Raw genomic sequence first — 14,723 nt, forward strand, 5'->3', positions numbered from 1 at the left:
AACTCATAAATGTGATTGAACATACAAAAGATAATTAAAATGAATACTAGCAGCATCACTTTACCGCAAACTAAAAATAATAGTTTGATTCCAATCTTAATTATAGCAGGACTATTTTTTATTTTTGGATTTGTTACCTGGATTAACGGAGCTTTAATTCCGTTTATGAAAACCATTAATGAATTAACTTCAGCCCAATCTTTTCTTGTTGCTTCGGCTTCTTACATTTCGTTTGTGGTGATGGCTTTACCGGCTTCTTATGTTTTGTCTAAAGTTGGGTATAAAAAAGGAATGTCTTTGGGCTTATTTATTATGGGCTTGGGAGCCTTAGTTTTTATTCCGGCTGCTGAAGCAAGAACGTATTGGATGTTTTTACTGGGAATTTTTATTCAGGGAGCGGGAATGACTTTATTACAAACAGCATCCAATCCCTATATTACTATTTTAGGTCCAATAGAAAGTGCTGCCAAACGCATTTCTATTATGGGAATAGCTAATAAAGTAGCAGGTGCTTTAGGTTCTCTTATTTTTGGGGCATTGCTTTTAACCGGTATTGATGAAATCAAAGAAAAATTAAATGTCGTTAGCGCTGCCGAAAAAACCGAATTATTAAATACAATGGCTGATAGCGTGGTAATGCCTTATGTGGTTATGGCATCAGTCTTATTTATTTTGGGATTATTAATTAGAAAAGCTCCTTTACCTGATGTAGAAGCAGCTCCAATTAAGGAATCCAATGACGGAACAAATACAAAAACGAGTATTTTTCAATTTCCGCATCTATGGTTGGGGGTATTTACGCTTTTTATGTATGTGGGAGTAGAGGTTATTGCCGGTGATACTATTATCGCATACGGAATTTCATTAGGAATTCCTGTTGCCGACGCTAAGTTTTTTACTACTTTCACTTTGATGGCTATGGTTGCCACTTATGCTTTGGGAGCATTTTTGATTCCAAAATACATTGGGCAAACTTTAGCTTTAAAACTTAGTGCCTTACTTGGTATTATATTTTCATTTTGTATTGTGTTTACTTCTGGATTTACTTCTGTTCTGTTTGTAGCAGCTCTGGGAATGGCCAATGCTTTGGTTTGGCCTGCCATTTGGCCTCTTACTTTAAACGGATTGGGAAAATTTACTAAAACGGCTTCGGCTTTATTGGTTATGGCTATTTCTGGAGGAGCTATTATTCCGCCTTTGTATGGAAAATGGGTTGATGCCAATAAAGCGGAATTTTTAACACAGGGGATGGACGAGGCTCTGGCAACGGCTACCGCTTCCACTAAAGGTTATTGGATTTTATTACCTTGTTATCTGGTTATTTTATATTATGCTGTTGCCGGGCATAAATTAGGACTTAAAGGCGAAAAATAATGAAGTTTTTAAAATTAAAATATTTTGTTTTAGGGATTGTTTCAATGTTTTTTTCCTGTAATGCCTTGCTTAAGAAACCTTCTGTCATTAAGGTTACAAACAGTTATATTGCAAGTGAACCAGTAACCATTAATAGCCATGCAGCAACTTTAGTTGAATATAAGCCAAATAAAATTATGGCAGCATGGTTTGGAGGAAGTTATGAAGGGGCTAAAGATGTAGCTATTTATACTTCAAAATTAGAAGAAAAGGGATGGACCAAACCTCAGTTAGTTATAAAACCTGCCATAATAAAAGGAGATACCTTGGCTTGTTGGAATCCAGTTTTATTTAAGAGTAAAACAACTAAAAAGTTATACCTTTTTTATAAAGTGGGTAAAAATCCAAGAGAATGGTTTGGAGCTATGGTTACATCTTTAGATAATGGAAATTCCTGGAGTTCACCTAAATATTTACCGGATGGATTTTTGGGACCAATTAGAAATAAAGCTATTGAAGTTAATCCGGGTGTTATTTTATGCGGGAGCAGTACCGAAAGTGTCGAAAATAATCAATGGCGTGCTCATTTAGAAATCTATAATGAATTAACTGATAGCTGGTCTAAAATTTCCATTCCAAATGATAGGGAATACGATATAATTCAGCCTACAATTTTAGAACATTCCAATAAAAAATTACAATTACTTTTTAGAAGTAAACATAATAAGTTGGTAACTAGCTGGTCTGTTAATAATGGTCAAACATGGACTAATGCTGAAATCATTGATGTAGTGAATTCAAATTCAGGTATTGATTCTTTAAGTTTATCCAAACATTCTTTTTTATTAGTTAACAATCCATTGCCACAAGGTAAAGATTGGTTTTATGGTCGAAATATTTTGGATGTTGAATATTCAATAGATGGTGTGAAATGGGAGAAGTTATTGGATCTAGAAAATCAAAAAGAAGGAGAATTTAGCTATCCCGCTATTATTCAAACGGCTAATGGTAAAATTCATATTGTATATACTTATAACAGGAAATATATTAAGTATGTAAGTTTTGAAATGAAAAAATAATTATAGTTTATGAAAAAATACTGTCTTGCTTTGGATTTAAAAAATGATTCTCATTTAATTGAAGAATATAAAACTTTTCACCAGAATGTTTGGCCTGAAATTATAGAGAGTATAAAAGAATCCGGAATTATAAATTTGGAGATATACAATGTGCAAAATCGTTTGCTGATGATTATGGAAGTTGATGAAAACTTTTCTTTTGCGAAAAAATCAAAATTGGATGCTATAAATCCAAAAGTTCAGGAATGGGAAACCTTAATGTGGAAATTTCAACAAGCACTTCCGGATGCGCAACCAGGTGAGAAATGGATGTTGATGGATAAAATTTTCGAATTAAAATAATCATTAAATATGTTATTAGTAAAAAAAAATGAGTGGAAATATTTTTGGGCAATTGCTGTCTTTTTAAGTTGTGCTGTAAATGCTCAGGATAGTCATTTGGCTAAAACATTTTACAAGCATGATAAATATCTTTCTTCGGATAAAATGGAAGGTAGATTTCCAGGGACTAAACAAAATAATGCTGCCGCAGCTTACATCAAAAAATATTTTAAGAAATACGGTTTAAAGCCTCTCAAAGGAGATTCCTATTATCAATACTTTAAATTATTTGTCAAAGAAGGAGTAAATAAAATGCCTTCGGACACGGTGCAAACGCAGAATGTTGTTGGATTTATTGAAGGTTCAGATCCAAAACTCAAAAACGAATACATTGTAATTGGAGCGCATTACGACCACTGGGGTTGGGGCGGAGTAGGTTCCAGCAGCAAAAAGAAAGATACTGTGGCGATTCATAATGGAGCCGATGACAATGCTTCGGGAGTTGCTGCTTTACTTTGTGTTTTAGAGAAAGTTTCTAAGTCTAAAGTAAAACCTAAAAGAAGTCTCATTTTTGTTTCTTTTAGCGGAGAAGAAGAAGGCTTGTTAGGGTCAAAATATTTTATCAATCATTTGCAAGTTCCTATAGTATCCGTAAAAGTAATGCTGAATATGGATATGGTAGGACGTTTAAATGCCGAAAAACAAATTTATATGGGAGGTGCCGGTACTTTCCCGGATGGGGTGGATTTAATGAAAAGATTAGGCGAAAATAGCGGTTTAAATCCGGTTATTCATGCTGGTGACATAGGCGGATCGGACCATGTTTCTTTTTACAGAGCGGGAATTTCTGCCGTTGGTTTTCATACCGGAGGGCATCCACAGTACCACACTCCCGAAGATGATATCGATTTAATCAATTTTGAAGGTGGTGCTTTGGTGAGTCAATATATTTACAATGCTTTAATTGCAATTGCTAATTATTCTCAACCGTTATATTTTATAAATCAGAATTAAAATTTTTAAAATTACTGTTGTCTATTATTAAGGTCGTCACAAATTTGTTTATTTAATAAATTAGTTAGTTTAGGAATAAAGAATAATATTTGTAGTTTATGATTGAATTTTAAACTATAAATAAACCAAAATGATAAAAAAGTTTTTCTATTGTAGTCTTGTTTTAGTGCTGTTTTGTTTTAGTGCAATGGCACAGAATAAAGTAATTAGTTTAAAAGGCGACTGGCAATTTCAGATGGACCGCAATGACGAAGGTATTTCTCAAAAATGGTTCAATAAGAATCTTTCAGACAAAATTCATTTGCCGGGTTCCATGGCTGAATTTTTAAAAGGAGACGAAATTACTTTGAAAACCAAATGGACAGGTTCTATTTATGACAGTTCGTTTTATTTCAGACCTAGTTTGGAAAAATACCGTCAACCCGGAAATATTCATATTCCTTTTTGGTTAACGCCAGCCCGTCATTATGTAGGTGCTGCCTGGTATCAAAAAGAGGTTACCATTCCTGAAAACTGGAAAGGAAAGCGTATCGTTTTGCATTTGGAAAGAGCGCATATTGAAACCCGTGTTTGGGTAAACGACAAAGAAGTGGGGATGCAAAATTCGTTAGTTACGCCACATGACTACGATTTAACCAATTTTTTAGTTGCTGGAAAACAGCGCATTTCCATTCGAATAGATAATAGTATTAAAAAAAATAACGTAGGTCCTGATTCACATAGTGTCACTGATCATACGCAGGGAAACTGGAACGGAATAGTTGGGGATATTGCTCTGCAAACTTTTGAACCTGTATTTTTTGATAATGTTCAGGTGTTTCCGGATTTGAAAAACCGAAAGGCTGTTGTGAAAATTTCGGTATCTAATAATTCTTTTAAAAACTTTAAAGGCAATATTTCTATTTCGGCTAAAAGTTTTAATAGTACGAGTTCAGATGCTACCAAAGAATTTGTCACTAAAGTTTCAGTCGCAAAAGGAGCTAAAAATGCTATTACGCTCGAATTGCCTTTTGGCAAAGGAATGTTGACTTGGGACGAATTTCATCCTGCTTTGTACAATTTGAAAGTAAAATTAGATTCCAAAGCGATTCAAACTGAGAAAATGGTTTCTTTTGGAATGCGTGAATTTAAAATTCAGGGGAATCATTTTATGATAAATGGTGTTCCGGTAGTGTTGAGAGGAACGGTTCATAACTGCGAATTTCCTCTTACGGGTTATCCGGCAACAACGGTAGAAGAGTGGGAAGTTACTTTTAAAAAGATTAAATCTTATGGATTGAATCACGTACGTTTTCATTCCTGGTGTCCACCGGAAGAAGCTTTTATAGCAGCAGATAAAGAGGGATTGTATTTACAACCTGAAGGTCCAAGCTGGCCAAATCACGGACCAAAAATAGGTTTAGGACAGCCTGTAGATAAATTCCTTTATGAGGAAACGGAACGTATGGCTAAGGATTATGGTAATTATGCTTCATTTACCATGTTATCAGCAGGAAATGAACCGGCAGGGAATCAGGTGAAATATTTGAACGAATTTGTTGATTTTTGGAAAGCAAAAGACAGCAGAAGAGTTTATACCGGAATGTCAGTAGGAGGAAGTTGGCCAGTTGTACCTAATGCGGAATATTTAGTTCGCGGTGGTGTTCGCGGTTTAAAATGGGATAAAACTTTAGAATCAGTTTCCGATTTTAGTGCGGAAATTCAAAAGTTCAAAGTACCATTTATAGCGCATGAAATTGGTCAATATTGTGTGTTTCCAAATTTTGATGAAATCCAAAAATATACCGGAGTGTATCGTGCCAAAAATTTTGAGATGTTCCGTCAGGATTTAGCCGATCATCACATGGGTGACCAGGCGAAAGATTTCTTGAATGCATCCGGAAAATTACAAGTGCTTTGTTATAAAAATGAAATCGAAAAAATACTTCGTACTCCTGATTACGGAGGTTTCCAAATGTTAGGTTTACAGGATTTTCCAGGGCAGGGAACGGCTTTAGTAGGTGTTTTGGATGCTTTTTTTCAGGAAAAAGGATATGTAACGGCTGATGAGTTTTCCCGTTTTTGTAATTCAACTGTGCCATTGGCAAAGATTGAAAAGTTTGTCTACAATACTAATGAAACTTTCAAAGCGGATATTTTATTATTTCATGTTGCTGATATGCCATTAAAAAATACGGTTGTTAGTTGGACCATAAAAGATGAAAGCGGAAAATTGCTTACTTCCGGAAATTTTGCTGCCAAAACCTATGAAAACGGAAATGGTATAGCGGTAGGGAATTTGAGTTTTTCTTTGAATCAAATTAAAGAAGCTGGTAAATATAATCTGGAAGTAAAAGTAGAGGGAACCCACTTTGCAAATGATTGGGATTTTTGGGTGTATCCTGAAGTAAAGACAGAAGTTACTCCATCAATATATTATACTAGTGTTTTGGATGAAAAAGCCAAAGCAGTTTTAGACAAAGGAGGAAAAGTATTTTTGAATGTTGCTGGCAAAGTGGTAAAAGGAAAAGAAGTGGCCATGAACTTTTTACCTGTTTTTTGGAATACTTCCTGGTTCAAAATGCGTCCGCCACACGTAACCGGAATGTTAATTCAGGATAAAAGTCCGGCGTTTAAAAATTTTCCAACCAATTATTATAGCGATTTGCAATGGTGGGATATTCAAAACAGAGCTCAGGTGATGAATTTAGAAGATTTTCCTGCTGATTTCCGTCCGTTAATCCAGCCTATAGATACTTGGTTTATGAATCGAAGATTGGCTTTGGTTTTTGAAGCTCAGGTAGGAAAGGGAAAAATTATAGTAAGTAGTGCTAATTTAGGTCCGGAAGTACAAAACAAATTGGCTTCGAGACAATTGTTTTATTCGCTTCAAAATTATATGAATTCGGATAATTTTAATCCGAAAAATAAAGTGGCTTTTGAAGTAATTCAGGATATTATGGTAAGTCCGTCAAAAGAAGTTTTTAATACTTATACTAAAGACAGTCCGGACGAATTGAAACCCAATTCGAATCAGAATAAAGTAAAATAGAAATAGAATAGTAAAAAAGAAAGGAGTTGAATTAAGTTTTAACTCCTTTTTTGTTTGCACTATTTTGAGATTAAAATAATTGGATAAAGAGGTTTGTTGTAATATTACCCTATTTAAATTGTAAAATAGCCTACTTGTTAAGCATTAGAAAAACGAAGTTTGTAGAAGGTTAGTAATAAAATTTTTAAAAGGACTATACTTAAAGAGAGTACTATGATTTTGAAAATTTAATGGTTAGTTTTTAAAGAAAGGATAATAAATTACAGTTTGTTATTCTTTCTTTTTTTAATATTAATGAAGAATGAAGAAATATTTTTTTGGGTGGCTACTAAGTTGTTTGTTGTTAATTTCGACAAATACATTATTTGCCACAAATCCCCGATATACTTACATTGTTGCTCTGGATGGTTCCGGAGATTATCAATCGATACAGGAAGCGGTGACTGCCTGTGGTGCTTTTTCAATGGAGGAAAAGATAATATTTATAAAAAAGGGACATTATAAAGAGAAAATTTTAATAGACTCTTTTCACAGCAATATTACGCTTGTTGGTGAAAGTGAGAAAGAAACCATTATCGATTATAATAATTATTCCGGACAGCAGGGAATAGGAACTTTTACGAGTTATACTCTGAAAATTTTAGGTGATTATATCAAAATAGAAAATCTTACTGTCGAAAATTCGGCAGGGAGAGTTGGTCAGGCTGTGGCTTTACATGTGGAAGGTGATTTTTTTATAGCCTCAAATTGCAGTATTTTAGGGAATCAGGATACTTTATATACAGCGGGAAAGAACAGTAGGCAGTATTTTAAAAACTGCTATATTTCCGGTACGACAGATTTTATTTTTGGCGCTGCTACGGCTATTTTTGAGGGTTGTGAAATACACAGCAAAACTAATTCTTTTATTACGGCTGCCAATACTCCACAAGAGAATGTTTTTGGATATGTATTTACAAAATGCCATTTAACTGCTGATGACGGAGTTGATAAAGTTTATTTAGGCAGACCTTGGCGGGATTATGCTAAAGTAGTTTTTATGGATTGTGATTTAGGGAAACATATTTTGGCTGTTGGCTGGCATAATTGGGACAATCCTAAAAAAGAAAAGACTGCTTTTTTTGCTGAGTACAATAATAATGGAGAAGGCGCGAATGTTTCGAAACGGGTGAGTTGGTCGCATCAGTTAACTAAAAGTCAGGCTGAAAAATATCAGTTTAAAAATATTTTTCAAAAAGAAAGTAATTGGGATTTAGAAAAAGGGGATATGTAGTTCGCTTTTTTTGATTAGCCTACAAAATCGTTTTTAATATGAAAAGTATAAAAAAATTAAATCTACTATTCGTTCTTTTTTTGTCTTTTTCCGCATTGGGACAGGATTATATCCCGCTTTGGCCTAAAGGGAAAATGCCTAATTCTAAGGGAATGAAGTTAGAGCGTATTGAAGAACGCGAACGTATCACTCAGGTAGATGTGCCGGGAATGTATACTTTTTTTACATCGAAAGAAGAAAATTCCGGAACGGCCGTTTTAATATTTCCGCCGGGAGGTTATCAAAAACTGACTTATAACATTGCCGGATTGCAATTGGCTAAATGGTTCAACACCATTGGGGTAAATGCCTTTGTAGTGATGTATCGACTTCCTACTTCGCCTGATTTAAAAACTCCCGCTTTCGGACCTTTAATGGATGCACAGCGAGCTATGAAAATTGTTAGGGATCATGCCGATAAATGGGGAATTGATAGGAATAAAATAGGTGTCATGGGATGTTCAGCAGGTGGAGGTTTGGCTGCGAATTTGGCAACGATTAAAACCGATTATTCGAAAATAAATGATTCCTTAGATTTAGTGTCGATAAATCCGGATTTTCAGATTATTGTTTCCGGTGCTATCAGTATGAGACAAAAGTCTCATAAAGGGAGTCACGATGCTTTATTAGGAGAAAAAACTTCAGATGAATTAGAGACTCTTTTTTCAGGAGAATTAAATGTTGATTCGGCTATTTCTCCAGCTTTTGTGGTGTGTGCAGCAAATGATCCGGTTGTTAATCCATTAAACAGTTTGCAATACTATAATGCACTTTTACAGTCAAAAGTGATACAATCAACATTGCATATCTTTCCACAGGGAGGGCATTCCATTGCTTTAAGAAACAACCCCGGTTCTACGGAACTTTGGACTAGTCTATGCGAACTTTGGCTAAAAGAGTTGGGATTTTTAAAAACTAAGATGTAGTAAATTATATTTTTATAAACGGAAGAGAAATTTTAGATCGAAAAAATCCGCATTAAAATCATTTTTTACTGCGGATTTGTTTTTTGAGAAAAAGTGAATACTACTTCAAATTGGTTTTTAGGTCTAGTATTGTAATTTGTTTTAAACTTCCTTAAAAACAAGGGTTTTGGTAATTTGACCCCCTTCAATTTGTATTTTATCCCTGTTCTTCAGTTTACTAAAAATTACTTTTGAAATAAACAAAATGCATTTTATTTAGGTTAAAATTTATATAAATTAATTTTAATTATTATAAAAATGCTAATTGTTTAATTTTTATTGTGAAACCTTATAAATAGATTATTATGTAAAAAAAGACAACTGCTTTTCCGGAGATTTTTAGTTGAATTGAGTTTACCATCAGAAAAAAAACGATTCTCCGGAACACCAACAATTATTAACTAACTAAACCAAAAAATTATGAAGAATTATTTGTCGAAGGACAACTTTGACTTGTTTCAATTTTTGAAAAGAAAAACGCTATTGTTTTCAATTGCATTTTCTTTAATTGAATTTACAATTAGTGCTAATGTCAAATCTAAAACCATAAATTATTTAAATGGCAGATATACAGAAGTCAATACATTAACGGATGTTATTCAAAATGAAATAACAGTAAAAGGTACGGTGGTTGATAGCAATGGCATGGGGGTACCTGGTGTTACAGTACTTTTAAAGGGAACTAAAAATAGTGTTGTAACTGATATTGATGGAAAATTTGTAATTGCAAATGTTCCTGCTAATGGTCATCTGGTTTTTTCATTTATAGGAATGGAAACCCGTGATGTAGCAATAGCAGGAAAAACAACTTTGTCCATAACAATGAAAGATTCAGCAACTGATCTCGACGAAGTGAAGGTAGTTTCTTTTGGATATGGAACCATAAAGAAAGAGAACCTGTTAGGTTCTGTAGCTTCAATAGGAGCTAAAGAATTATCTAAAATTCCTGTAACAAATGTAGCAGAAGCGATGGCAGGACGATTGGCAGGTGTAAGTGTGCAATCAGTCGATGGTGCTCCTGGTGCCGATATTGTAATTCGCGTGAGGGGAGGAGGATCTATTACTCAGGATAACTCACCTTTGTATGTTGTAGATGGTTTTATAGTGAGTAATATAAATGATATACCACCAAGTGATATTCAGAGTATTGATATTTTGAAAGATGCTGCTACTACAGCTATTTATGGTGCTCAGGGAGCTAATGGTGTTGTAGTTATTACTACCAAAAAACCTAAAGTTGGAAAAACAACTATAAGTTACAACTCTTACATGCAGTTGTTAAAATTACCAAAAGACAGAAAATTAGATGTATTGTCGCCATATGAATATGTTCAAATGCAATATGAAACGGCAAGAATGAAATCGGATGCTGACGTTCGAAATTTTGAAAAATATTTTGGAAAATTCGATGATTTAGAACTTTATAAATATAAAAAAGCTAACGACTGGCAAGATGAAGTTTTAGGTAATTCTACTATTTCCAGATATAATAATTTAAGTATTTCCGGAGGAAGCGAAAAAACAAAAATGTCTTTGAGTTATACTTCCAATAGAGATCAGGGATTAATGATTGGATCCGGGTTAAATCGTGATGTACTTAATTTTAAATTAAATCATGAAATCTCTAAAAAATTAAGATTGGATTTATCTTCCAGAATTACCAATTTAGAAGTGGATGGAGCCGGAACTTCTGGTAGTTCTCAAATTAGAATTAAAAATCTAGTCACATCAAGACCTACAAATGGTATTGCTGATGAATTAGAATTTGATATTGCTAATGTAGATAATGAAGACGATTATCAGTCATTTATTTTGAATTTGATAAATCCGGTAGATTTAGCAAAGCAGGATTGGAGAAAAAGAACTACAAGAACTTACGTGTTTAATGCCGGATTATCATGGGATATTTTAGATAATTTAAAGGCACAATCTACGGTAACTACCAGTAGATCTTTTGGAGAAAATTTACGATTTTATGGCCCTTTGACAGGTGTAGCGCAACAGGAGGGAAATAGTTTGCCATTAGGTACTAAAGATAATTCTGAAGGTTTTTCATATAGAGTATCAAATACTTTAAATTATGATTTTAAAAATATTGGAGAACATCAATTAGGAATTTTATTAGGGCAGGAAGTACGTTCTAGTGGTGGAAAATCGCAACATGCCAGAGTGGAGAATTTTAGAGAATCTATAACTCCTAAAGAAATGTTTGCTTCCATGAATTTAGGGACTTTAATAGAATATAGTACTTATGAAAATACGGATGAAAATTATTATTCTTTCTTTGGAAGACTAAATTATTCTTTTAAAGACAAATATTTATTTACAGCAACCGCCCGTCGCGATGCCTCAAGTAAATTTAGCAAGGAAAATAATGTTGGTATATTTCCTGCATTTGCAATAGGATGGAAAATATCTAATGAACCATTTTTGAAAAATTCTAAAATTGTTGATGAATTAAAATTAAGATTGACTTATGGGGAAACAGGAAATGACAGAATTCCTGCAAACTCAACAAAATTTTTATTTAAATCGGATACTAATAATGGACCTGGTTTTGGAACCAATAATTACAATGTATATTATGGAATAAACGGGAATGTATTATTTAATCCGGATTTGATTTGGGAGACAACTATCAACAGAAATGCAGGATTAGATTTCAGATTATTTAATTCAGCGATTAATGGTAGTTTGGATGTATATAGAAACACAACTAAAGATTTATTATTACAATCTGCTGTTTCTCAAACATCAGGATTTAGTTCACAATGGGCAAATATTGGTAGTACGTCTAATGAAGGGGTTGAGTTAGCTGTAAATACAAGTTTAATTAATAAAAAAGATTTTTCCCTGAATTTTAATTTTAATATAGGAACCAATAAAGCTAAAATAGTTGCTTTAGATGGTACAACTGAACGCTTTTTTCAATCGAACTGGGGTAGTACTGATTTGAAAGACAGAGATGATTATTATTTAAGAGTAGGTAAGTCGGTTGGTTTAATATATGGTTATGTTAATGACGGAATGTACACGGTAGATGATTTCGATAGCTATAATGAAAATTCTAAAAGTTATGTTTTAAAAGAAGGAGTTCCGGATAATAAAGGGATTCTTGGTGTTTCGAGTGTGAAACCAGGATATATGAAATTAAAAGATTTAAATGGTGATGGGAAAATAGATACCAATGATAGAAAAGTTATTGGTGATGCTTTACCAAAAGCACAAGGAGGATTTGGATTTACAAGTAATCTGAAAGGTTTTGATATATCTGCTTTTTTCAATTGGTCTATAGGTAATGATGTATATAATACAGGTAAAATTGATTATAACCAATTGTATCGTTCTTCCTATGGGAATATGTTAAATTCTATGAATTCTTCAAAACGATTTACTTATATCGATATGGATGGTTCTTATACAGGAACAGCGGGAAGTGTAGTTACAGATTTAGCACAATTAGCAGAAATGAATCAAGGGAAGACAATTTGGAGCGGGAACAACTCTTTTGGAGGTTCTACTCCCGTGGTTAGCGATTGGGCAATTGAAGACGGTTCCTATTTAAGATTAAACAACGTGACTATTGGTTATACCGTTCCGATGGAAGCCATGAAAAAATTTCTTGTTTCAAGTTTAAGATTTTATGTTACAGGAACCAATTTAGCATTATGGACCAAATATTCAGGTTTTGATCCTGATGTAAATTCAACCAGAAGTGATGGTTATGCTGCTTTAACACCGGGATTAGATTATTCTTCATATCCGAAAAGTAGAACATTTACTTTCGGTGTAAATGTTACTTTTTAAAAGTTGAAGCTAATTAATAATTATAATAAAAAACTATTATGAAGATTATAAAATATATATCAATCTTGGCACTGACATTGTCTTTGAATGCCTGTTCTGATTTTTTAGATCCGGATTCATTGTCCACATTTGATACTCAATACGTTTTTTCTAATGTAGATGATGCCAGAAAAGCAACAAATGCTATTTATCAGCACTTTAGTGAAGATGCATTTAGATCCAGATTGTCTAATAATATGACAGGAAATACCGATATAGAACAAAATTCAGGAACCGGAAGTACAGCCCGTTATGAAATTTGGCGTTTAGAAGCCCAACCTAACAACGGAGACTTAAAAGTGGTTTGGGAAGTTGCTTATAAAGCCATTAGAGATGCCAATATTGTGATCGATGGAATTACAAAAAGCGCGGCTTTGAATTCAACAGATATTGCAATCCAAAAAGATATGAAACATTTTTTAGGAGAGGCATATACTTTAAGAGCTTACTGGTATAGCATGTTAATTTACCATTTTGGTGATGTTCCTTTTTCAAATCAGGCTCCTAGGGCTGGATTGGAATTTAATTTACCTAAAGAAGATAGAAATATGATTCTTTCTTCTGTAATACAGGATATGATTAATATTGAAGCAGATATGAAATGGGCAGATGAGCTCCCTTATGGAATTGAACAGGTAAATAGAGAATATACTTTAGGAATGATTGCCAGGCTGGCTTTGCAACGCGGAGGTTATTTTTTGAAACCGGATATGACAATGGAAAGAAAGTCTGATTATTTAGATTATTATGCTATTGCACGTGATTATTCTAAAAAGTTGATGGATTTAAAAGATAGAGAATTGCCTACAGATTTTAGACAGGTATTTTTAAATGAATCCAAATTTATTGTGGCAAGTAATAGTGATATTTTATTTGAAGTTCCATTTGCAATTGGAGAAGGTGATGTAGCCTGGAATATTGGTATTCGGGTTGATGCAGGGACACATCCGTATGGTTCCGGAAGTAATTATATGAATGTGCCGCCAACTTATTATTATTCATTTGATAAAAAAGATATTAGAAGAGATGTTACCTGCGGACTGTATTACAGAGATAAAGATTTTAAACAACAAGTAGTGGCTATTGGTTCTATTTCTCAAGGAAAATGGAGCAGAGAATACCTTAACCCTCCACCAGGACCGTCAACTAATAAAGGCACTGGAATCAACTGGCCAATGTTACGTTATGCTGATGTTTTGTTAATGTTTGCTGAAGCAGAGAATGAATTGAATGGTCCTACAGCGGCCGCTAAAGCAGCATTTGCCCGAGTAAGACAAAGAGCATTTAATCAAGTTGACTGGCCAGAAAAAGTAGATCAATATATTGCTTCCGTTTCAGCAGGAAAAGCAACATTTTTTGATGCCATTGTAGATGAAAGAGCCTGGGAATTTGGTGGAGAAATGATTCGTAAGTATGAATTAATTCGTTGGAATTTATATGATACTAAAATTAATGAAACTGTTGAAGGACTCAAAAAACTGGCAGATGATGCTTATTTAGGATTTGGTGATTTACCGGATTATCTTTACTGGAAATATGATGAGAGTGGTAATTTAGTAATATTAAATTCAGATAATAAAGTTGCTGCAGCTCCTGATGACACTTGGAAAAGAGCAAACTGGTTAATTAGTTTACACCGAACACCAAATGCAACAGATCCATCACCTTACCAATCATGGATAACTACTAACTGGGCTAATTATACCACAGCTCCGGTAAGATATATTATGCCTATTCCAAGTGTTGCAGTAACTAATAGCCAGGGATTATTACAAAATGATGGTTACGGATTTAATTTTTAA

9 protein-coding genes are annotated in these 14,723 nt (G+C 33.7%); all 9 read left to right on the plus strand.

What is annotated here, in order from left to right; all coding sequences use genetic code 11:
* Positions 1-39 precede the first annotated feature (39 nt).
* On the plus strand, positions 40-1,374 hold the full coding sequence (locus B6A10_RS07825) for a sugar MFS transporter (protein ID WP_188220431.1): 1,335 nt from the start codon (positions 40-42) through the stop codon (positions 1,372-1,374).
* Positions 1,374-2,432 carry a sialidase family protein gene (locus tag B6A10_RS07830; protein WP_188220432.1) on the plus strand — a complete coding sequence of 353 codons (1,059 nt, stop codon included), beginning with the start codon at positions 1,374-1,376 and terminating at the stop codon, positions 2,430-2,432. The genes B6A10_RS07825 and B6A10_RS07830 overlap by 1 nt, the downstream gene beginning before the upstream one ends.
* Positions 2,433-2,441: 9 nt before the next feature.
* Positions 2,442-2,774, plus strand: a complete 333-nt coding sequence (locus B6A10_RS07835) for an L-rhamnose mutarotase (RefSeq protein ID WP_055092096.1) — start codon at positions 2,442-2,444, stop codon at positions 2,772-2,774.
* Between the two features lie 9 nt (positions 2,775-2,783).
* Entirely contained in the window at positions 2,784-3,767 is a 984-nt protein-coding gene (locus B6A10_RS07840) for a M20/M25/M40 family metallo-hydrolase (protein ID WP_188220433.1), read from the plus strand.
* A gap of 130 nt (positions 3,768-3,897) precedes the next feature.
* Complete coding sequence (locus B6A10_RS07845) at positions 3,898-6,798, plus strand: exo-beta-1,4-galactosidase (protein ID WP_188220434.1); 2,901 nt, start codon at positions 3,898-3,900, stop codon at positions 6,796-6,798.
* 301 nt (positions 6,799-7,099) lie between these two features.
* Complete coding sequence (locus B6A10_RS07850) at positions 7,100-8,071, plus strand: pectinesterase family protein (protein ID WP_188220435.1); 972 nt, start codon at positions 7,100-7,102, stop codon at positions 8,069-8,071.
* Positions 8,072-8,109: 38 nt separating this feature from the next.
* Positions 8,110-9,036 (plus strand): alpha/beta hydrolase, encoded by a 927-nt coding sequence (locus tag B6A10_RS07855; protein WP_188220436.1) that lies wholly within the window; start codon positions 8,110-8,112, stop codon positions 9,034-9,036.
* A 459-nt stretch (positions 9,037-9,495) separates the two neighbouring features.
* Positions 9,496-12,882 (plus strand): SusC/RagA family TonB-linked outer membrane protein, encoded by a 3,387-nt coding sequence (locus B6A10_RS07860; RefSeq protein WP_084817098.1) that lies wholly within the window; start codon positions 9,496-9,498, stop codon positions 12,880-12,882.
* Between the two features lie 38 nt (positions 12,883-12,920).
* Positions 12,921-14,723 (plus strand): RagB/SusD family nutrient uptake outer membrane protein, encoded by a 1,803-nt coding sequence (locus B6A10_RS07865; RefSeq protein ID WP_188220437.1) that lies wholly within the window; start codon positions 12,921-12,923, stop codon positions 14,721-14,723.

It is taken from the genome of Flavobacterium pokkalii (assembly GCF_014596575.1).
Taxonomy (GTDB): Bacteria; Bacteroidota; Bacteroidia; order Flavobacteriales; family Flavobacteriaceae; genus Flavobacterium; species Flavobacterium pokkalii.